Below are 20884 nucleotides of genomic sequence, written 5' to 3' on the forward strand. Positions count from 1 at the left end.
CAGCTACTGTTGCAGGTTCTCCGGGTAAAATCCCAGAGCAAAAAGGCGTTTTCCACCATTGCTGCACTGATAAGAATCCATTTAATCAGTAATCTTGAGATATATTGGATGGTGCAGAACAGCAGGAGAACTTACAGCAAACAGAAAAAACGAAATAAACCACCTTGTATACAGGTAGAACTGTTCTAAAAAACAGGGGGGGGNGGCTTTTTTATCTAATGAAAATATTTACTGATAATCAGTAAGTTAAGTGAGTTTATTGCCTGTTTTTAAGTTTATCCGTTTGGTAGTGAATAATTATACGGGAACTTTGGTTAATGCATTGGTATATCATTTCAGTCAGCTACCCGAGATGCCGGGCAATGAGGGGAGACCGGGACTGGTGCACCGGATTGACAAGGATACAAGCGGTCTATTGGTTATCGCCAAGAACGAATGGGCCATCACCCACTTGGCCAAGCAGTTCTATGACCACAGCATTGCACGTAAGTATATTGCCTTGGTATGGGGAGACATAGAAGAGGATGGCACAGTGAGCGGCTATATAGGGCGGCATACCAAAGACCGCAGGGTGATGACCATGTATGATACAGAAGAACAAGGCAAATGGTCGGTGACGCATTATAGGGTGCTGGAACGATTGGGTTATGTGACATTGGTGGAATGTGAGTTGGAGACAGGGCGTACACATCAGATTAGGACGCATATGCTGTCCATTGGCCATCCTTTGTTTAACGATGCGCTATATGGCGGAGACAGAATATGGAAAGGCACTGTTTTTACCAAATACAAGCAGTTCGTAGATAATTGTTTTGCGCTGCTGCCACGTCAGGCACTGCACGCAAAGAGCTTGGGCTTTATCCACCCTACCAGCAAAAAAGAACGCTATTTTGAGCAGGAACTGCCGGCAGACTTTGCCGCTTGCTTGGAAAAGTGGCGTTCTTATGTAAAGCATACTGATAACCTTTAAGACGTAAGACACAAGACGTAAGACATAAGACTAGAATGTCTAGGTTTAAGGTAATAAGTGTAGGCAGTATAGGTCTTGATACTAGCGTCTTGATACTTGATACTCAATAAAATCATGCTCGATCAATATATAAATATAAATGGCCAAATAATCGGTGCCAAGGAACCTGCTGTCTCCATAAGCAACAGAAGTTTTCGTTTTGGTGACGGCGTATTTGAGACCATGCGTTTTAAGGCGGGGCAGATACATTTCTTGCCCTATCATTTGGAAAGATTGGCAAAGGGAATGCAGCTGTTGCAACTGGAAAACCCAAGTCTGCTGAACACGCAATTTATTCAGGATAGGGTCGCACAATTGTTCGCAAAAAATAAACTAACCGGAAGTGCCCGCGTAAGGCTTCAGGTATACCGGGAGGGCGGGGGATTGTACAGTCCCGAAACGAATGAGGCTGGCTTTGTGCTGGAAGTTAGCCAACTGGGACAAGAAGATTATACGCTCAACAAAACAGGACTATTGATAGACATCTTTCATGCGCATAAAAAGCATGTAGATGCATTGAGCAACTTGAAAACGAATAATGCCCTGCTATATGTACTTGCGGGCGCTCAAAGGAAAAAAGCAGGACTGGATGATATATTGATACTCAATCAAGAGGATTTCCTTTGCGAGGCGTTGAGTTCCAATATATTCATCTACTTCGACCGCAAGCTGTACACGCCCGCAATGAGCGAAGGTTGCGTGGCAGGCGTGATGCGCCGCGTGGTTATTGACGTATGCCAAAAATTGGACATGGAGGTCATTGAGGCCCAGATAAACCCCTTGATATTGCACGAGGCCGACGAGCTCTTTCTTACCAATGCCGTCAATGGCATCCATTGGGTGATGGGCTACAACAGGAAGCGGTATTTCAACCATATAGCCCAAAAGGTGCTGCAGGGAGTGAGAGCTTATGAAAGGGTGTTTTCTTTGTAGTTAAGATCCTGAATTTCGTGTACTGGTTCAAGTTTGGGTGTGAGCTGGTGCGGTAGCCTAACTTGGACCAGACATAAATAGAAGCTTGCAGCTTCGGAAACGCTACATCGCGGCAATTTAGATTGTACCCTTTGAGCATTGCTCAAAAAGATTATCTTTGTTATCATTAGAAGTGATAGCTATGGAAGTCAAACAACAAGAGTTATTAAGTCGCATTACGATCAAGCCGGGCTTGATGGGAGGAAGACCTACGGTACGGGGCTTACGGTTCCCCGTCAGTGATATCTGGAATTATTGGCAAGTGGCCTCACGGAGACCGAAATATTGGAACAACACCCTGTTTTGGAACGTGAGGATATTCTAGCTGCCCTGCTGTACGCTTCCTTGAAGATAAAAAACACGGCCGTAATTTATGCAGCCTGATGTGGAGATCTGGTTGGATACCAATATATCCCCCCTATCATCGCGAAATGGATGGGGGACTACCTGAAACTCACTGTTAGATCTTCTTACACCCTCGATTTCCATTTTCTGGACGATTTTACTATTTATCAGCGAGCAAAAAGTCATGACAATGTGGTGTTGATTTCTAAGGATGCAGATTTTCCCGAATTAATCAGTCGCTTAGGTGCGCCACCAAAGCTGATTAACCTAAAGATCGGGAATTGTAGTAACCAGTCACTTTGGGATCAGATTAGGCCGAGAATTAAGCAAGCATTGCAATTGCTCATGAACAAAGAGATTGACATTGTAGAGCTACAGTAATTTATCTGATTAGAGTTGACATGGCAATATCCGACTGACCAGCCGTCCAGTCTCCCTTGCTCAAGCAGTTTGTTAACGGTCAGCTGCTCTCCTTATGCTATACACTGGGTGATGGGCTACAACAGGAAACGGTATTTCAACCATATAGCCCAAAAGGTGCTGCAGGGAGTGAGATCTTTTGAAAAGAAATTCTTATTATAGTTAATATATATTGTTTATTTTTATAAGTTTATTAACTTATATGACTTTTGTTTTTGTATAAGTCTTGTGAGCAACGCATTTTGTCCATCTTTTAAACAAAAAACTGCTTTATCTCAATCTGTGGCTTTCTTTTTGGAAAGTGAGGCTGTCTTTTCAAGAACTGAGGCTCTCTTTTTCCCAAAAGAGAGCCTCAGTTCTTGGGTTTTGTCCATAAAAAAGGGCCTTGCGACGTCTCGCAAGGCCCTTGGGATTCATTGATTGGGATAAATTCCTTTTATTCCCGCTCAAAGCTAATGGTGGCCAACCTTTCGCGCACCAACTTTCCTGGAGTGAAAATTAATTTCCTGCTGGTGATGTTACGGCCACTCACTTCGTCAGCCGTTTCGCTACCCTGGCTTCGGGAGCCAAGGCGAAAAGAACCCAGGTTGCCCAGGCGCACGATTCTTCCGTCGGATATTTGGCGCGGAATAGCGCGAATAAGCCCCGTGAGTACGGCAGAAACATCAATAACGTTCAGCGTAGAGGCATCCGAGATGTCCTCGCTCAACTGCTCCAGATTCACCTCACCACTGGTGATGGGTTTGGAATAGAACTTTTTGGGGTCATCCGGCCTTTGCGGATTGCCCCTTTCCACTACTTTGTACTTTACAGCCATTTTCTTTTACAAATTAAAAAGGTGAACAAATAAACTCCTTGTACATCATCCTGCCAGCGCTAGCAAAAAGATGTCCTAAACCTCTGGGAAACCATTTTCCCTTGCGCCCTGTGGTTGCTGTGGCCGCACTCAGCATGAACCATTTCGGATTGCCGTTCTCGAAAGTTATCTACCTTTCCCTTTTGTTCATGATACAAATTTCAGCACTTTGTTGTAAAAACACAAATAAAATTGGTTAAAAATTTAATTTTTACGAAATTAAAAATCAGTATTCGATGGCTATTTTAATTTTTGAAATGCGAGTAAGACGCGGATTTTTATTTTGATAATCTAAACCGTAAACAGTAGGATCAAAAGAGAGACTAAATTTGCACAAGTCGCTATGATAAATCAGCGCTTTTAGGAAAATCCAAACCAAATTGATTATTTTAGTAGTTGTTGTAAGCTAAATGGAACGGATTAAGAAGAACCCGTACTTACGGCATTTGGTGCAGAAACAGCCCTGCACCGAAAAGGTTTAGAAAAAATAGTTTACTATCGTAACCAATTTGGTAACATTTTTGTATGTTTGCATATGCGGGTAATAGCAGTAAGAACATTAAAAGCGTATTGGGAGGCGTTTCCGCAGGCTGAACAGCCGTTATTATCCTGGTATGAGGAGGCAAACACTGCGGAATGGAGCAGCCCGAACGAATTGAAAGCACAATTCAGGAATGCTTCCGTTCTTACGGATAAAAGAGTGGTTTTCAATATACACGGAAATACCTATCGGCTGATAGTGGATATAGAGTACCGGTTAAAGATTGTTTTTGTTGTCTGGTTCGGTACACACAAACAATATGATAAAATAGATGCAAAAATAGTGAGCTATGGTAAGACCGATAAAAAATGAGCAGCAATATGAAGAAGCCCTTACGAGGGTTTATGTGCTCCTGCAAAAAGATTTAAAGCCAGATTCCAAAGAATCCGATGAGATGGAAATCCTTTCCATATTGGTAAAAGAATACGAAAATGAACATTACCCGGTGGCGCAGCCCAGTCCTCTGGAAGCGATACGCTTCCGGTTGGAGCAGATGAATATGTCCGAAGCCGACCTTTCCGAAATACTCGGAGCCCGCTCCCGCAAATCGGAAATCTTGTCCGGCAAAAGAAAGCTAAGCCTTTCAATGATACGCAAGCTGAAAGAAAAGCTGAACATTCCTGCCGATGTACTGATACAGGTGTATTAAAAACCAGTAAGCCCTGTAACCGGGACAAGGGATAAATTCTGCTTTTCTGATATATCCACCGTTTTTACAAGGCCAGCTTTACCTTTGCTGCACCGCCCCCTCTTCATCGCTTTGTACCACGGCTACCTGCGGCCATCAGCCATGTCCCGATACTGGAGAAAAACAGTTCCGCGATAGTCTTAAGCCAAAAGCTCTGCTTGCATGAATACCCGATTGGAACTGGCGACCTGTTTTCGCATAGAAAAATGGGGTTTCCGCATAAGTTATTTCGGAAGTTGATTTGTTTGATTCACATTTGTTTATAGAACAGGTGCATATATACTATCAACTCTGTATAAAGCACGAAAAAGGGGAAGCCGAAAATCGGATAGAGTAGGCGCAAAGGTAAATTATATGTTATGGCACGTAAATTATTTAAATTTAGCTTAGTGCTATCTGTAATGGCACTAGCGTATTTTGAGAAAGTGAATGCTGCGGCCAATTCGACAACTTGCGATCCAGCAAATCAAGTCTGCTATGTAATCACTGGCCCTGATGGAACAGACTTCCAAAAGGATGGACTACAACATATAGTAGTTGAGGTCGCCGGACTTACCGTTTCAGGATGGTCCTTGGAAGCTTACTGGACTACCCGGTTTAATTCTAGAAGCAGAGGATACAAAAGGCGAAGTAGCCTTTTTTTTAGAGAAATCCATAGGGACGAGAAGAAAAATGATGTTAACTATTTAGTTCTGCCGTCTGATGCCATAAAGACATCGGAGAAAGCCATCATACGTTTAAGGCAGGAGTATTTAAAAGATCCTGGCGCTTTGATGAGGTCGCAGTTGCAGATGTCTCCCGATACCTATATTAATGTACGTTACATGGACGTTTCCGGCAAGATTATAGACGAGTTGGAAGCTAAAAAAATTCTTGCAAGGGATAATAATCCCCTTGAATTGACCAAATGAAATGTCCCATATTACTATGTGTCCTGATGGACGGATGCTACTGCCATGCGAAACTTGATTTTTTGTATCTAGTTAATCGCTAGTTTAGAAGGCACTCTAAGCATAAAAGTGGAAATGACAACAGCTCCATCTTTAGTATGGATGCCGACCTGGCAGAAAAATGGGAAGAGCTTAAAGTTCTCGTTAAGGATGCATCGCCCGTATTCTATGACCATATCAGGCAAGTGGAAACTGTTGAAATCGACTCCCTAGAGTAGAAGTTCGAGAAGGATACCGAGGGCTTCATGAGGGCAACATCAAGGGTCTCCAAGGTCAAGATCACCTACATGGACCAAGAGGGCAAGGTACTTGGCGAAGCTGAAGCAAAGAGCCTGATGCAAAAACAAAACAATTCCATTGAAGTCAAGTGACCGATGTTCTTGGTCAGTCCATCAATAGCAAACTGATCGTCATCTGCAATGGTACACGTGTATCGCGGCTTCTCCATGCTATTCTGTCTTTTTACCAAAAATATAGTATTAACACTGAAATGACAAGCGCCATGGCTTGGAGTTGGACTTTTTTTCTTAGTTTAGCTTTCGCAACAACAAATAACAACAGCATGAGAGGCTTTCGTTTTTCGTCATTCCGTCCTCAAGGGCTGCCATCTGGAGGTTTTGAGGAATTGCTGAAACTGTTCACAGAGCTATTGACCTATACGTCGGGCGATGTAGAAGAGGCCTTGGCATGGCTCAATGAACTGGATAGGCAGTACAATATCACCAACGATGACTATGGAATGGGTGATTTCTTGGAGGACCTGAAAGACAAGGGATACTTGAAGGAAAATCCACGGGATGGGCAGTTCAATATTACTGCCAAATCGGAGCAGGCCATCAGGCAGTCGGCCTTGGACGAGATTTTTGGCAAGCTAAAAAAATCGGGTAGGGGCAACCATAATAGCCAGCAATCGGGCATAGGAGAGGAGAAGAACGCCGATAGGCGGGAATATCAATATGGCGACAGCCTTGACCAAATCGATATGACCAGCTCCATTCACAATGCACAGATCAATCATGGCATAGACAATGATTTCCTGATGACGGAGCGCGACCTGGAAGTGGAGGAAAAGGACTACAAAACCCTGACGTCTACCGTTTTGATGATAGATATCTCCCATAGCATGATCCTGTACGGGGAGGATCGCATCACTCCGGCAAAGAAAGTGGCCATGGCCTTGGCGGAGCTGATACGTACCAAGTACCCCAAGGATACCCTGGATATCGTGGTTTTTGGCAATGACGCCTGGCCTATTTCGCTGAAGGATCTACCTTACCTGCAAGTGGGACCATACCACACCAATACCTTTGCAGGGTTGGAACTGGCAACGGACATATTGAGAAGGCGAAAAACACATAACAAACAAATTTTCATGATTACCGATGGCAAGCCAACTTGCCTGAAGGAAAATGGACGCTACTACAAAAACAGCATGGGCCTGGACCGTAAGGTGGTTAATAAAACCCTCAATATGGCCGCACAATGCAAGCGGTTGAAAATACCGATCACCACATTCATGATAGCGCGCGACCCTTATTTGCAGGCATTCGTACGGCAATTTACACAGACAAACGGAGGCAAGGCCTTTTACAGCTCGCTGAACGGCCTAGGCGAGTATATCTTTGAAGATTATATTCGCAACAGAAGGAAGACCTTTAGGGGGTAGGTAGGAGGTTTAGGGTAATAAGGTATAAGGAATGCGCTTCCCCTTACAACCTTCCGCCCTACACCTCATAGCGTCTTGATACTTTTCTAACAACGCACAACGCACAACTAAAATGAACAACATTACCACATTAGGAGAACTCAAAAAAACGGGATATAGAAGCAGGTCCATAAAAGAAGAGATACGCGAAAACCTGATTAAGCAATTGCAGCAAGGGACAGAAGGCTTCAAAGGTATAATGGGCTATGACGAGACGGTAATCCCCGAATTGCAGACGGCTATATTGTCCAGGCACAACATCTTATTGCTGGGTCTACGTGGACAGGCCAAGACCCGTATCGCGCGCTTGATGGTGGACTTATTGGATGAATATGTTCCTTATATAGAGGGAAGCGAGATTTTTGATGACCCCTTGCAACCGATATCCTGGTATGGCCGGCATGCCGTAGATCTGAAGGGGGATGCTACTCCCATAGCTTGGTTGCATCGCAGTGCGCGCTATACCGAAAAGCTGGCGACACCGGATGTCACGGTAGCCGATTTGGTTGGGGATGTAGATCCCATCAAGGCAGCTACCCTCAAGTTGACCTATAATGATGAGCGGGTTATTCACTTTGGGCTGATACCGAGGGCACATCGTAGCATCTTTGTCATCAATGAGCTGCCCGATTTGCAGGCGAGGATACAGGTTGCCCTCTTCAACATGCTGCAGGAAAAAGATATTCAGATAAGGGGATTCAAACTGCGATTGCCCCTGGACATTCAATTTGTCTTTACGGCCAACCCAGAGGATTACACCAATAGAGGGTCCATTGTCACCCCATTGAAAGACCGTATCGAGAGCCAGATACTGACGCATTATCCCAAAACCGTGGAGATCTCCAAGGCCATTACGGCACAAGAAGCCAGACTGACAGCAGATCAACGCCAGCGCGTTAAGGTGTCTGCTCTCCTATGCGACCTGGTGGAGGAGATTGCCTTTGAGGCACGCAAGAGCGAGTACATCGATCAAAAGTCTGGCGTATCCGCCAGGCTCACTATATCGGCATTTGAAAACCTGGTGAGCGCGGCAGAGCGGCGAATGCTCATCAATGGCGAGGATGAAACCCATGTGCGCTTGGCCGATTTGTCCGGTGTGATACCCGCCATTACCGGCAAGATAGAGCTGGTGTATGAAGGTGAGCTCGAGGGTCCAATGCATGTGGCTGTCAAATTGATAAACAGCGCTATCAAGAATACGTTTGTCACTTATTTTCCCGATCCTGAAAAAGCAAAAAAATCGAAACATGGCAATCCATATCAGCAAATCATAGATTGGTTTAGCGAAGGCAACTACGTGGACTTAACGGATAAACTTGACGATAAAAGCTACAAGAAGGCGCTGATGAACGTCCCTGGACTGGAGTCCTTTGTGAAGAAAGAATACCCTAAATATTCGGAAAAGGAGAAACTGTTGATGATGGAGTTTGTATTGAACGGCTTGGCAGAGTATTCGCAACTGAGCAAGAATGTCATTCAGGGAGGCTTCGGTTTTGCCGATATGTTTTCCAGCTTGTTTAGCTCCGATTTCAGCGCCGACGATCCAGAAGATTTGATATAGGAATTCGAAGAGATAGAACTTCACCAAAGTTTGCCTGCGCTATGGCCATAGTGCAGGCAAACTTTGGTGAAGTTTTCAGCGTATTTTTTTTAGTTAAAGCTTAAATTTACGCTTCCCACGGATGTGCTGGCAGAAATGAGCGTTCCACCACCATTAGTGCTTCCCTGAACCCTGGATTTTGAGCTGCTTCCATTAAATCCGGTTATCGTTGGGATATTTACCCGGTTTCCTTTTAAGTCGAGATCCAGCTTATTGGCTCCGGAAGGCAGGTTTAAGTTCACGGCCCCAGCGCTGGTGCTCAACTTTATATATTTGTCAACCTGAATCATGCTGACATCTACGCCGCCGGCGCTGGTGCTGGCCTCCAGGTTGCCGCTCATTTTCGAGACACGTACACTGCCGCCAGAGGTGCTTGCCAACAGGTCTCCGGAGATGTCCGTAGCGGTGATGCTGCCGCCACTTGTTTTAGCTTCAATGGAGCCGTCCAAATTGCTTAGTTTGATGGAGCCTCCCGACGTGCTTAAACGAAGGTTGCCTACATGGTTCTCTGCCTGTATGCTTCCTCCACTTGTAAGGAGCACGGCGCTATTCTTGGAATCGCTGATGTGGATGCTCCCACCGGAAGTTCTGCCGTTTAGCTCGCCATCTACCAGGCTGATACGGATAGAGCCGCCGCTAGTGGCGAAATTTTGTTTTCCTGTCAGGTTTTCCAAACGAATGCTACCGCCGCTGGTTTTCAGTTCGCTCGATACGTTTTTGGGTACGTAAGCTTTAAATGAAATAGAAATTGGGCTGTTCCAATTGGTCTTTTTCTTGGGTTTTGCCGAAACGTTCAAATGCTTGCCGCCCAGTTCGGTAACTATATCAAAATCCTTTTCCAATAGTTGGTCTATTTCCTCTTTGCTGAGGTTTTTGTATTTATTGCCATTGGGCTGAACGATCATTTCGATATGCGCTTCGGACTGCGGCACGCCAACGACGGAGATACTCCCGCCAGAGGTCTGTACGGATAATGAGGTGATGTTGTCTCTACTGAGGTTTTTTAGCGTATAATTGTGCTGTCCATAGGTAGTGATGTTCCATCCTAGAAAGAACAATAAAAATAATGTCAATTGATGTTTCATTTTGTTTTAATTTGTTTACAATGTTTATCTCCACCCGTAAGGCGCTTGTGTATCAAGGCTTTTTGTTTAGACGCTCCCTTTTCCACAAACGTTGCATGCCTTGGATAATTTATTTTTCTGCTATCAGGTAAACTTCTTTTGTGCCGATATTGTAAAATGTTGTTGTTTAGTTATTTAAGTGTTTTTGTTTTTTGTTGGATTGTTCGGAATCGGACAGTCGATGTTCGTTTTTGACCTATTTTTTGTTTAAAAATGGATGCGCTTTATTTGGAAAAACTATTATTAATGTTTATTTCTGTGCCATGATTCAATTTGCCAATGCCAAGATCAATATCGGTCTGCAAGTGCTCAATAGAAGGAATGATGGCTATCATAATCTGGAAACGGTGTTTTATCCCTTGAAAATTTACGATGTGCTGGAAATTCTTCCCAGCGAACGCTTAAGCATGGAGGTTACCGGATTGGATATACCGAACAACGATGACAGTAATCTATGCATCAAGGCCTTTCAGCTATTGTCTTCAGATTTCAAATTGGAGCCGGTACAGATTCATTTGCATAAACAAATCCCGATAGGAGCAGGCTTGGGAGGGGGGTCTTCGGACGCTGCCTACATGATTAAACTTTTGAACGAGCAATTCCAGTTGGGACTTTCCATAGACCAAATGCAGCAATATGCGCTCCGTTTAGGTGCAGATTGTAGTTTTTTCATCAAAAATGAACCAGTGTTTGCCGAAGGTATTGGCAATGAATTCACTCCCATACAGCTTAATTTAGATGGCTACCATATCGTGCTAGTCAAGCCAGTTGTTCATATCAGTACTCCGGAAGCGTATCGCTTGGTAAAACCCCAGGCAAAGGGGAGAAATTTGAAAGAAATGATCGAAAGGCCCGTGGAAAAATGGGCACAGGTTATTTTCAACGATTTTGAAGAAGGCATTTTTAAGGTATATCCCAGTATAAGGGGTATAAAAGCCGCACTTTATGAGGCCGGTGCGCTCTATGCCTCCATGAGTGGAAGTGGCTCTGCTGTCTACGGTATCTTCAAGGAGCCTGTCAAGCTAGAAGCATTGGAAAAGGAGCATCAGGTTTTTTATTGCTGAAAGTATCAAGACATCCTGTGAGCGAAAAACTGAAAGTTTAGTGACTAAAGCGATGCATCGCTACTATAGCGTTTGCAACTATTCTTAGTCTCTGCCGCTTCTTTCCTTAGTTTTACAATTATCCGTAGGTCTGTAGAGAGTGGATGGCGTACGGAATGGGAATGATGGGGCAGTCTCCAGACTGCCGTTTTCATGGTCTCATCCTTAGTCTCCACCGCTCGTTGCTTTAGCTTCAGACTAAGGATAGCTGTAACCCACAACCCACAACCCACAACCCACAACTCAAATATCCCCACTAAACGGCTGTCCTTGATGTCTTTGCGATTATCCACACTGGATTTTATAAGTTATCAACAATTGTTGGTAATAATAAATCGCGTCAAGGCGATAATTCCCAAAAAACAGCCTTGATTATTCGGAAACGAAGCTTTTTGCCCTTTCCAATCAATTGGAATTCAATAGGTACAAAAAATGTTTTACACTCAAAATGTTAATTACTCCACTTTTGTTGATAACTAAGTCGAGGCTTTGTGCTTTTTATGGCGCAAATTTGTAGTGAAGAGGAAAGGACAGGACCCTGTCAGCAATCCAAGGAAAAAATAGGATTTGCCCTCGCAAATATACGCAATATACAAAGCTTGATGGCATGTTATAAAGGAATAAGGTGCTGTCTCATTGTCTAAAATAAAAAAATAAGTACCATGAGGAAAGTTATCAAATTTGAAAAGGAAAACTGTGCTCCTTGCACAATGGTGTCTGAATATTTGGACAGCAAGGGTGTGGCTTATGAAAAGGTAAATCCCTTTGAGAACCCAGAATTGGCCATGCGCTACAAAGTGCGTTCGGTGCCAACGGTCATCGTAACGGATCAAGATGCAGAGGTGAGCCGAATTGTTGGCTTCAAACCGGAAGAGCTGTCCTTGTTAATAGCCATGTAAATTCTTTTTGTTGTACACATAATGAAGATGACATGCAAGAGTGGATTTACTATGATAGTAAGACGGGCAATGTAGATCGTTTTGTACACAAATTGGCGGAAGCAACGGGATGGCATATCACGAAGATAGACGAACATACTAAGGCCATGCATCCGGGGCACCTGATTACTTTTACTACTGGCTTCGGACAGGTTCCGCCCAAGACGGACGCCTTCATGTCCAACAATGCCGATTATGTGCAAACTGTTTCGGTCAGCGGTAACCGCAATTGGGGGGCAAATTTTGGCAAAGCAGGGGATACCCTTGCAGATCGGTACTGCCTACCACTATTAATGAAATTCGAACTTTCAGGTAACGGCCGCGAAGTTCAGGAAATGATAAATAAAATTAACGAATACCATCATGATTACGAAACAATGGATATTGCTCAATAATGAGATCATGACCAAAAAGGATGACGAATTTAGCCTGCACAAGGATAAAGAGGCTGTTCGTTCCTACTTTTTGGACTATGTAAACAAGAATACAGTCTTTTTCTATACTTTAAAGGAAAAGATTGACTACTTGATAGAACATAAGTACTATGTCAATTTCTATGAGCAGTATACCTTTGATGAAATGAAGGAGGTATACGACTTTGTATATGCCAAGAAATTCAGGTTCCAGTCGTTCATGAGCGCCTTCAAGTTCTTTCAAAGTTATGCTTTGCGCGATGACAGCGGGGAGAAGTTCTTGGAACGCTATGAAGACCGCGTGGTTTCGGTATCCTTGTTCTTAGCAGCAGGCGATGTGCAGCGAGCACTGGAATATGCGGAGATATTGATCAATCAAGAGTACCAGCCGGCTACTCCCACTTTCCTCAACGCGGGTAAGTTGCGTTCGGGCGAATTGGTCTCTTGTTTCTTGGATGAAATAGGCGATAACCTGAGCGGTATAAGCTATGCCATTGATGAGGCCATGAAGCTTTCATCCATAGGCGGCGGGGTCTCTTTTAATATTTCGAAGGTACGCGCGCGCGGAGAGGCTATCAAGGGAGTAGAAGGGCGTTCTAGCGGGGTACTGCCCGTCATGAAAATTTTGGAAGACACCTTTTCCTATGCCAACCAGCTTGGCCAGCGTCCTGGGGCAGGTGCCGTGTACCTGAACATTTTCCATAACGATATCGACGAATTTTTGGACTGTAAGAAAATCAATGTCGATGAGAAATTACGGATCAAGTCACTTTCCATTGGTGTTGTTATCCCTGACAAGTTCATGGAAATCGCCGAAAAAGATGATGTATGCTACCTGTTCTACCCGCATACCGTATTCCGCGAATATGGCCAGTATTTGGACGAGATGGATATGGATGCCATGTATGAGCAATTGGTGAGCAACCCCAAGGTGAAGAAACGCAAGGTAAATGCTCGTCACCTGATCATCAAGATAGCGCAAACGCAAAAAGAAAGTGGTTATCCCTACCTGTTTTTCAAGGACAATGCGAACAGGGGACATGCGCTCAACGGCATAGGCTCAGTAAAGTTCTCCAACCTGTGTACCGAGATTATGCAGCTGTCTCAGGTCTCCGATATTGAAACCTATGAAAAGGAAGACACCATTCGCTATGGTATTTCCTGTAACCTAGGCTCGCTCAATATAGCTACTACCATGGAAAACAAGCGCATAAAAGAAGTCGTGAAGACCGCTATGCGCGCCTTGACAGTGGTAACTGATCGTTCCGATATCAAGATGGTGCCCACTATACAGAAGGCCAACCGCGAACTACATAGCGTAGGCTTGGGAGCCATGAACCTACACGGTTTCTTGGCCAAGAACTACATCATGTACGAAAGCAAAGAGGCACTTGATTTCTGCAACGTGTTCTTCATGATGGTCAATTATTATTCCATCGAAACTTCTATGGAGATTTCGCGCGAACGCGGTATCCAATTTGAAGGGTTTGAGAAGTCGGATTACGCCAATGGTTCCTATTTTGATAAATACATAAGCAACGAGTTTTTTCCAGTGACCGACCGCGTGAAAGAGTTGTTTGAAGGGGTAGAAATTCCTAGCCCCGTAGAATGGGAAAAACTGAAGCAAGATGTGATGCAACATGGCATGTACCATGCCTATCGGATGGCCATAGCGCCCAACCAATCGACTTCCTATATCATGAATGCTACGGCATCTGTAATGCCCGTAGTAGATACGATAGAAGTGCGCGAATATGGCGATAGTACGACCTATTACCCTATGCCGTACCTCGACAACGACAATTATTTCTTCTACAAATCGGCCTATGATATGGATCAGAAGAACGTACTAAGGCTCATATCCGTTATCCAGCGCCATGTAGACCAAGGGATATCGACTATATTGCATACCAATAGTAAGGACACTACGCGTGACCTGGCAAAATACTATATATACGCCCATAAGATGGGCTTAAAGTCGCTGTATTATACCCGTACAAGAAAAGCATCCATTGATGAATGTATTTCTTGTTCTGTATAAAATAAAAGCGCTGAAAGACTAAAGCTAGAAAGACTAAAGCACGTATCGGCGCTTTAGTCTTTAGGCTTTGTGCTTTGAGCTTATAAATATCTTGATACTTAATAAATATGAGTCAATATAAAGCGGTCAACTGGAATACGCCAGAAAATGATTATGTGGGTATGTTTTGGGAACAAAACATCCGCCAGTTTTGGATAGATACGGAATATATTCCGTCTAAAGATATAGATAGCTGGAAAAGCCTGAGCCCCGAAATGCAGGAATGCTATATGAAAGCACTTTCCGGTTTGACGCTATTGGACACCTTACAGAGTCACACGGGAATGCCGAAATTGCTAGATCATATATCCGGTCTGCAAAGCAAAGCGGTGTTGTCTTTCATGTGTATGATGGAAGCTATCCATGCCAAATCCTATTCCACTATCTTTACTACGGTGGCCAGTACTTCCCAAATCAATGACGTGTTTGACTGGGTGCAGAACAACAAGTTTTTGCAGTTTAAGGCTACTACCATTGATAAGCAATATCGGGTGCTAGACAAAAATAAGGTGACCAATGAAGAACTGTTTTTGGCCTTGGGTTCGTCCGTGCTTTTGGAAACTTTTCTTTTCTATAGTGGTTTCTTCATTCCATTATGGTTGGCTGGACAAGGACAAATGGTGGCCAGTGCCGATATTATAAAGAAAATAGTGGCCGATGAATCGATACATGGTGTATTTGTAGGTTTGCTGGCACAAGAAGTGTATAAAAAACTGAAAGATCCAGAGGCCAGTAAACGAAAACTATTGGCCATCATGGATGAGCTCTATGAAAATGAGCTGAAATATACCGATGAGGTGTATACCGATGTAGGCTTGACAGCAGATGTGAAGGACTATATCAGGTACAATGGCAATAAGGCTATGATGAATCTGGGATTTGAGCCTGTCTATGAGGTGAAGGATGTCAATTCGATCGTTTTAAATGGTTTAAGTGTGGAAACTACACAGCACGATTTCTTTTCCAAGAAGTCTACGAATTACGAAAAGGCCACTGCGGTTACCCATTTGCATGACGATGACTTTGAACCAGATTTGAGCTTGCCAGTATAACAACTGGAATGGAATAAATAGTGATGGGCTATTGATTCCAAGAGAAAGACACAAGGAGATAGCTCTTTGTGTCTTTTGTTTTACTAATTTGTATAAAGATATGTCTTTTTCAATCCATCTATTTTATCGAACCTGCTCATTGTTCGGTTTACTTCCCCCTGCCGGATTTCCATATCAATAATGCATTGATTGTCAAATTCCTGCTTTGAGATGTTGATGTTTTCTTCCTTTATGATCCGCATGACATCATTCATATGCAAGTAATCGAAGTGGATACGGTAACAATCGTTGACCGTTTTCTCTATCGTTTCGGCCTCCGATAGCGCTTCTATTGTTGCTTGTTTATAGGCGTTTATGAGGCCAGGTACTCCCAGTAGCGTACCCCCAAAATAGCGTACTACAATTACCAATATATTGGTGAGATCCTGGCTCAGCAATACATTGAGAATAGGTCTGCCTGCTGTACCAGATGGTTCTCCATCATCATTTATGCGGAAAACAGACCTGTCTGTTGTGAGCCTATAAGCATAGCAATGATGTCTTGCCTTGGGATGGGCCGATTTTATTTCCAAGAGAATGTCTTTGAGGCTTTCCTCCTGGTGGAATGGGTAAGCATAAGCGATAAACTTGCTTCCTTTGTCCTTAAAGATTCCCTCGCTTGGAGCGGCTATGGTCTTGTAAGTATCTTCAAATAAATTCATTTTTTAGTATTAAGTATCAAGGTCTTTAAAGCTCAAAGCAAAAATACTAAAATCTAGAGCTGTTTGACAGGTGCGGCGCTTCGAGCTTTAGTCTCTAGTCTCTATGCCTTAGTCTTGAGGAAGCTTTTCCTCCACCTTAGAAAACCGGGCACGCTCATGATGGCATAAAATGCCGACAAGCCTGCATACAGGTAGATTTCGCGATCTATTTGTAGCCCCACTAGACATACATTCACCACGATCCAATAGATCCAGCAGGTGAGTACTTTACGTGTTTCCATCAAGGTGGCCAAGAAGCTAAAAGTAGCCAAGGTAGCGTCGACATAAGGTCTTGGTGAATCGGTATGTTGCTGCATCATCCTGGCCAATAGCTGACTTACCACGACGGCAGCGACAAAGGTAAGCAAATGCATCTTCCATGACCAAAGCACCACGGGCGCTTTTTGTTTCACCATACCAGCTTGGTTTCTTCTCGCTTTGGCCCAATAATACCAACCGTAACAGCCCGCCGCTACATAATACACATTGAGAGCAGCTTCCATGTATATCTTACTGTGGTAAAACATAATGATGGTGATGATGGAGGCCATGATGCCAAATATCCAGCACCAGATATTTTCCCTGATAAGCAACAACAGGTAGGTGACCCAAAAGGCAACTCCTACAAATTCCAGTATTTTAAATGGATCCATTTGGATAAGGTTATGACGACGTAATTTTAAAAGCACTAAAATAGATAAAATCTACTTTTACTGAAATGATAATCGCTTGCACAGAAAGTAGGTTTCCTAATCAAAACAAGGTAATGATCAATACGGAAACAACTGCAAGGATAATCCCGAGCACATTGACGAAGCTGAGTTTTTCCCTGAACAAGACTAGCCCTACCACTGCTCCCACGGCTATGACGCCAATGTTCATACTGGAAAAGACAATGGACGGATTGTTGGCCACCGCGCGATGGGCCTTCATGTAGAAAATGATATTGCCAAAGTTGAAAAGACCCATCATGAAGCCCCAACCGATCGATTTCTTCGAAATGGGCATCTTCTTTTGTGCGATGCCGATGCCGACATAAGTTTGTGATAGTAGAGCAGCGATAACAAAGACAATTAATATGGATAGGGTATAAGGTACCTGTTGGTACTGAGCTACCTGCTTGAAGAGTATATCCACTGTTCCCATGCCCAAGAATACTAAGGGAAGCAAAAACCAGGTATTGCTTTTGGCTTTGTTGGTAGATTCGCCTTTCCATTTAATGGAACATGCCATAGCCATTATTCCCACTATTATCCCCACTATTATCGAGGGCTGGGGATGTTCTCGGAAGAGCAGAAAAGAAGCTGCAAGCGGGATGAAGAGAGACAGTCTTTGCGCCACCTCCGTACGTACAATGCCGGCGTAATGGAGTGATTGTGCTATGATATAAAACATGGACGGCAGGAGTAAACCCAACACGAGATAGAGCGAAAATGGCATTTCGGACCACTTGAACAAACTCCAGTCTGGTAGGAAAAACAGTAGACTCAATACAATTGCCATGGGGTAATTCCAAGCAATCATTTGGATGATATTGATCTGCCTTGAGCGGGCCATCTTGATGCAGACAGCTACACTGACGCTACAAAGCACACTGAAAAGTACATATATCATGTTAGTAGTCGGTGTTTAAGTAAAGGTTTAATATATCATTGCCTATGCGCTCTGAATCAGCTGGAATAGTTGGTAACGTCGGTGCCTTTCTACCCCTGCCCCAAAAAGTATCCGAACGAAATATTCGTGCTTCATCCCAAAGTCCGGCCGTGATGAACTGCTCCAATGTTTTAACTCCTCCTTCTATGATAACAGATTGTATATCCATAAGATATAGCTGGTACATGATGTTTTGAGGCAGGTATAGGTCAAAATTTTCAAGTGCGATATATTTTGTATTTTCTTTCCAATCGGTTTCCAGCGCATTAAACACAATGGTCTCCTGGCGATTATCAAATAAGTGCAAATGAGGTGCTAATGTGAGGTTTTTATCTATGATTATGCGCTTAGGATTCCTACCAGGATATTCCCGTACATTGAGCATGGGATTGTCCGTCTGTGCCGTACCGGCACCCACTAAGATGGCATCTTCCTCACTGCGCCATTTGTGGCTCATGATCTTGGCGAGCGGACCAGAGATCCATTTTTGACTCGGTTCACTTGGGGCAAAATAGCCATCGGCAGTTTCTGCCCATTTGAGTATGATATACGGTCGATGCCTCTGTACACGTGTAAAGAATCGACGGTTCATGAAGGTAGCTTCTTTTTCCAGTATTCCCTGTGTCACGTCGATGCCCGCCGCCTGCAATTTGGCGATGCCCCTTCCGTTGACATTTGGAAAGGGGTCGTTGCAGGCAATAATTACTTCCGGTATTTGATGGCGAACAATCAGGTCGGCACAAGGAGGAGTCTTACCAAAATGGGCACAGGGCTCCAGACTGACGTACATGGCAGCATTTTGTAATAGCTCCTTGGCATTTGCGCCATGACGATCTATCACCTCCTGTATGGCATTGACTTCGGCATGAGGTCCGCCATATTTTTGGTGCCATCCCTCGCCGACTATCTCCCCATTATGGACAATGACTGCTCCCACCATGGGGTTGGGACTCACTTTTCCTGCTCCCAGCATGGCCAGTTCTATGCAGCGCCTCATGTAAGTTTCGTGTACAGACATGGTGCAAAGCTATGAAAATAGTACATAATACGATCTGCTCCTTGGGATGCTTGTCTGTTCGGGCAGGTAGCGAAATAATTAATTGGAAATTAATGACAGTATTACGTAACTTTACCTTATGGAACAATTCTCATCTTATATATCAATTGATCCCAATATCCGTTTTGGGAAACCTTGCATTAAAGGAACACGTATTGCTGTAGTTGATATTCTTCAGTGGCTAGCCTCTGGTATGAGCAATGCTGAAATCCTTGAGGACTACCCGTTGTTAAAACAGGAACATATTTTTGCTGCACTTGCTTTTGCCGCCAACCGAGAATCTTTCATCAAAATCGTAGCTGCTTAGCATGAAACTGCTATTGGATGCCAATTTATCCTGGCGGTTAACAAAGAAGCTCAAAATATATTTTGAGGACTGTTTACACGTTGATTTCATTGGTCTTACTATTCCTGCATCCGATATTGATATCTGGAAATACGCATTAGTTAACGATTTGATCATAATAACAAATGACGATGACTACTTGAACCTTGCCAATATAAAGGGATTTCCCCCGAAAGTTGTTTTATTGAGGACGGGCAATCAAAGCAATGCTTTTCTAGAGAAATTGTTGGTTAAACATCAACTAGAACTGGAGAGATTGTATAAAACAGATGAGTATGGCTTTTTGGAAATCGTATAACATGCCTCTTAGACATAGCAAAAATTAGCATGAATGTTAATTATAGTATCTTGTACTTAGATGCGCGATAAACTTAGAACTTAAAACTTGCCACTTAAAACTTTTTACTATGTTTGCCTTCAATTATGGCATTGCTAAAAGACATTAAAGATAACTTCTACATCAATCTAAGCGCACATTACGACAAGGGAGAAATAGACCATATATTTTTTGCGTTGACAGAAGCTTATCTTGGTTACAGCAAAATAGACTATTTGAATAAGCAAAACGAAGTGCTGGAGGAGAATATCCAACAACAATTCCATGAAGCGCTACAACGTCTTGAAAGAGACGAGCCACTGCAGTACGTTGTCGGAAAAGCTTGGTTTTTGGGACGTCCTTACGAGGTGAATAAGTCGGTACTCATTCCCAGGCCCGAAACGGAAGAATTGGTCGACCTGATTATTCGCGATACAAAGGGGCAAAGTGGTTCCCTGCGCATGATAGATATCGGAACAGGTTCCGGCTGTATTCCCATTAGCCTGAAACTCCAGTTTCCCGAGGCGGTAGTGTCGGGAGTAGATATTTCACGGGAAGCACTAGAGGTGGCCAAAAAAAACGCCTATCGTTATGAGGCGGCCGTGAACTTTATGCTGATGGATATCTTGGAATGGGATTCCGTATTCATGAATGAGCAGTGCTACGATGTCATTGTGAGCAATCCACCCTATATCACTCCAGATGAAAAGGTTGCTATGCATCCCAATGTGCTGCAATACGAGCCACATATGGCACTTTTTGTGGAAGGGCAGGCTCCCTTGCTTTTTTACGAAACCATAGCGTCTTTCGGCCTTTCCCATCTAAGGGCAGGCGGCAAACTGTACTTTGAGATAAATAAAAACTATGGTACGCAGGTTTGTGATCTTTTGCGCAAGAAGGGCTATAAGCATGTAGAACTAATACAGGATATGCAAGGAGCAGATCGTATCGTTAGGGCTTTGTTGGAGGCGTGAGG

At 43.7% G+C, this 20884-nt stretch carries 24 protein-coding genes and 2 pseudogenes; 19 read left to right on the top strand and 7 right to left on the bottom strand.

From position 1 onward, the window contains the following. The 5 genes and pseudogenes from A37S_RS27835 to A37S_RS0119765 form a co-directional block, all read left to right on the top strand. On the top strand, positions 1-189 hold a 189-nt coding region (locus A37S_RS27835), incomplete at its 5' end, for a hypothetical protein (protein WP_036603406.1). A gap of 103 nt (positions 190-292) precedes the next feature. Then, positions 293-970, top strand: a pseudogene (locus A37S_RS25425) (RluA family pseudouridine synthase); the annotation flags it as partial. Positions 971-1084: 114 nt separating this feature from the next. Beyond that, the gene (locus A37S_RS0119755; RefSeq protein ID WP_028298479.1) at positions 1085-1942 is read left to right on the top strand and encodes an aminotransferase class IV; all 858 of its coding nucleotides are present in this window, start codon (positions 1085-1087) and stop codon (positions 1940-1942) included. Between the two features lie 235 nt (positions 1943-2177). After that, a pseudogene (locus A37S_RS25430) lies at positions 2178-2365 on the top strand (DUF433 domain-containing protein). Between the two features lie 51 nt (positions 2366-2416). Further along, positions 2417-2707, top strand: coding sequence for a DUF5615 family PIN-like protein (locus A37S_RS0119765; protein WP_028298480.1), 291 nt, complete (start codon positions 2417-2419; stop codon positions 2705-2707). A 475-nt stretch (positions 2708-3182) separates the two neighbouring features. Here the strand turns inward: A37S_RS0119765 and A37S_RS0119770 are convergent, their stop codons facing one another. After that, complete coding sequence (locus tag A37S_RS0119770; RefSeq protein ID WP_028298481.1) at positions 3183-3563, bottom strand: HU family DNA-binding protein; 381 nt, start codon at positions 3561-3563, stop codon at positions 3183-3185. Positions 3564-4137: 574 nt separating this feature from the next. Between A37S_RS0119770 and A37S_RS0119775 the strand changes: the two genes are divergently transcribed. From A37S_RS0119775 to A37S_RS0119805, 6 genes are all read left to right on the top strand, one after another. Beyond that, positions 4138-4455, top strand: a complete 318-nt coding sequence (locus A37S_RS0119775) for a type II toxin-antitoxin system HigB family toxin (protein WP_028298482.1) — start codon at positions 4138-4140, stop codon at positions 4453-4455. Next, positions 4433-4792 (top strand): helix-turn-helix domain-containing protein, encoded by a 360-nt coding sequence (locus tag A37S_RS0119780; protein ID WP_028298483.1) that lies wholly within the window; start codon positions 4433-4435, stop codon positions 4790-4792. Before A37S_RS0119775 ends, A37S_RS0119780 begins: the two co-directional genes overlap by 23 nt. Before the next feature lie 398 nt (positions 4793-5190). Continuing rightward, on the top strand, positions 5191-5742 hold the full coding sequence (locus A37S_RS28060) for a hypothetical protein (RefSeq protein ID WP_245586434.1): 552 nt from the start codon (positions 5191-5193) through the stop codon (positions 5740-5742). Positions 5743-6026: 284 nt separating this feature from the next. Then, entirely contained in the window at positions 6027-6152 is a 126-nt protein-coding gene (locus A37S_RS28175) for a hypothetical protein (RefSeq protein WP_281169884.1), read from the top strand. 191 nt (positions 6153-6343) lie between these two features. Beyond that, complete coding sequence (locus A37S_RS0119800) at positions 6344-7447, top strand: vWA domain-containing protein (RefSeq protein ID WP_028298485.1); 1104 nt, start codon at positions 6344-6346, stop codon at positions 7445-7447. A 112-nt stretch (positions 7448-7559) separates the two neighbouring features. After that, positions 7560-9047, top strand: a complete 1488-nt coding sequence (locus tag A37S_RS0119805; RefSeq protein ID WP_028298486.1) for a MoxR family ATPase — start codon at positions 7560-7562, stop codon at positions 9045-9047. An 89-nt stretch (positions 9048-9136) separates the two neighbouring features. On the opposite strand, the gene A37S_RS0119810 is transcribed toward A37S_RS0119805, so the two are convergent. After that, the gene (locus A37S_RS0119810) at positions 9137-10171 is read right to left on the bottom strand and encodes a DUF4097 family beta strand repeat-containing protein (protein ID WP_028298487.1); all 1035 of its coding nucleotides are present in this window, start codon (positions 10169-10171) and stop codon (positions 9137-9139) included. A 302-nt stretch (positions 10172-10473) separates the two neighbouring features. On the opposite strand from A37S_RS0119810, the gene ispE reads away from it, so the two are divergent. Next, the gene (gene ispE / locus A37S_RS0119815) at positions 10474-11274 is read left to right on the top strand and encodes a 4-(cytidine 5'-diphospho)-2-C-methyl-D-erythritol kinase (protein ID WP_028298488.1); all 801 of its coding nucleotides are present in this window, start codon (positions 10474-10476) and stop codon (positions 11272-11274) included. A gap of 44 nt (positions 11275-11318) precedes the next feature. Here the strand turns inward: ispE and A37S_RS0119820 are convergent, their stop codons facing one another. Next, positions 11319-11606, bottom strand: a complete 288-nt coding sequence (locus tag A37S_RS0119820) for a hypothetical protein (RefSeq protein ID WP_028298489.1) — start codon at positions 11604-11606, stop codon at positions 11319-11321. Positions 11607-11975: 369 nt separating this feature from the next. Between A37S_RS0119820 and A37S_RS0119825 the strand changes: the two genes are divergently transcribed. The 4 genes from A37S_RS0119825 to nrdF all read left to right on the top strand — a co-directional run bounded on the left by A37S_RS0119825 (position 11976) and on the right by nrdF (position 15796). Then, positions 11976-12212, top strand: coding sequence for a glutaredoxin family protein (locus tag A37S_RS0119825; protein WP_028298490.1), 237 nt, complete (start codon positions 11976-11978; stop codon positions 12210-12212). A gap of 32 nt (positions 12213-12244) precedes the next feature. Further along, the gene (nrdI, locus tag A37S_RS0119830; protein ID WP_028298491.1) at positions 12245-12646 is read left to right on the top strand and encodes a class Ib ribonucleoside-diphosphate reductase assembly flavoprotein NrdI; all 402 of its coding nucleotides are present in this window, start codon (positions 12245-12247) and stop codon (positions 12644-12646) included. Next, positions 12615-14705, top strand: coding sequence for a class 1b ribonucleoside-diphosphate reductase subunit alpha (nrdE, locus tag A37S_RS0119835; protein ID WP_028298492.1), 2091 nt, complete (start codon positions 12615-12617; stop codon positions 14703-14705). The genes nrdI and nrdE overlap by 32 nt, the downstream gene beginning before the upstream one ends. Before the next feature lie 107 nt (positions 14706-14812). Continuing rightward, a complete protein-coding gene (gene nrdF, locus A37S_RS0119840) occupies positions 14813-15796 on the top strand; it encodes a class 1b ribonucleoside-diphosphate reductase subunit beta (RefSeq protein ID WP_028298493.1) in 984 nt (327 codons plus the stop codon). A gap of 83 nt (positions 15797-15879) precedes the next feature. Here nrdF and A37S_RS0119845 read toward each other — a convergent pair whose 3' ends face one another. From A37S_RS0119845 to ribD, 4 genes are all read right to left on the bottom strand, one after another. Beyond that, entirely contained in the window at positions 15880-16497 is a 618-nt protein-coding gene (locus tag A37S_RS0119845) for an IMPACT family protein (protein ID WP_028298494.1), read from the bottom strand. Between the two features lie 101 nt (positions 16498-16598). Further along, on the bottom strand, positions 16599-17189 hold the full coding sequence (gene pnuC, locus A37S_RS0119850) for a nicotinamide riboside transporter PnuC (protein WP_028298495.1): 591 nt from the start codon (positions 17187-17189) through the stop codon (positions 16599-16601). A gap of 100 nt (positions 17190-17289) precedes the next feature. Beyond that, the gene (locus A37S_RS0119855; RefSeq protein WP_028298496.1) at positions 17290-18150 is read right to left on the bottom strand and encodes an EamA family transporter; all 861 of its coding nucleotides are present in this window, start codon (positions 18148-18150) and stop codon (positions 17290-17292) included. Between the two features lies 1 nt (position 18151). Then, positions 18152-19207 (bottom strand): bifunctional diaminohydroxyphosphoribosylaminopyrimidine deaminase/5-amino-6-(5-phosphoribosylamino)uracil reductase RibD, encoded by a 1056-nt coding sequence (ribD, locus tag A37S_RS0119860; protein ID WP_028298497.1) that lies wholly within the window; start codon positions 19205-19207, stop codon positions 18152-18154. Positions 19208-19325: 118 nt separating this feature from the next. Here ribD and A37S_RS0119865 point away from each other — a divergent pair, with 118 nt between their 5' ends. From A37S_RS0119865 to prmC, 3 genes are all read left to right on the top strand, one after another. After that, on the top strand, positions 19326-19553 hold the full coding sequence (locus A37S_RS0119865; RefSeq protein WP_028298498.1) for a DUF433 domain-containing protein: 228 nt from the start codon (positions 19326-19328) through the stop codon (positions 19551-19553). A 1-nt stretch (position 19554) separates the two neighbouring features. Beyond that, positions 19555-19890 carry a DUF5615 family PIN-like protein gene (locus tag A37S_RS0119870; protein ID WP_028298499.1) on the top strand — a complete coding sequence of 112 codons (336 nt, stop codon included), beginning with the start codon at positions 19555-19557 and terminating at the stop codon, positions 19888-19890. 125 nt (positions 19891-20015) lie between these two features. Further along, positions 20016-20882: a peptide chain release factor N(5)-glutamine methyltransferase gene (prmC, locus tag A37S_RS0119875; protein WP_028298500.1), complete on the top strand. Its 867-nt coding sequence runs from the start codon at positions 20016-20018 to the stop codon at positions 20880-20882. The last annotated feature ends 2 nt before the right edge of the window (positions 20883-20884 follow it).

Origin of the sequence: Olivibacter sitiensis DSM 17696 (assembly GCF_000427965.1) — a bacterium.
In the GTDB taxonomy this organism is placed as follows: domain Bacteria; phylum Bacteroidota; class Bacteroidia; order Sphingobacteriales; family Sphingobacteriaceae; genus Olivibacter; species Olivibacter sitiensis.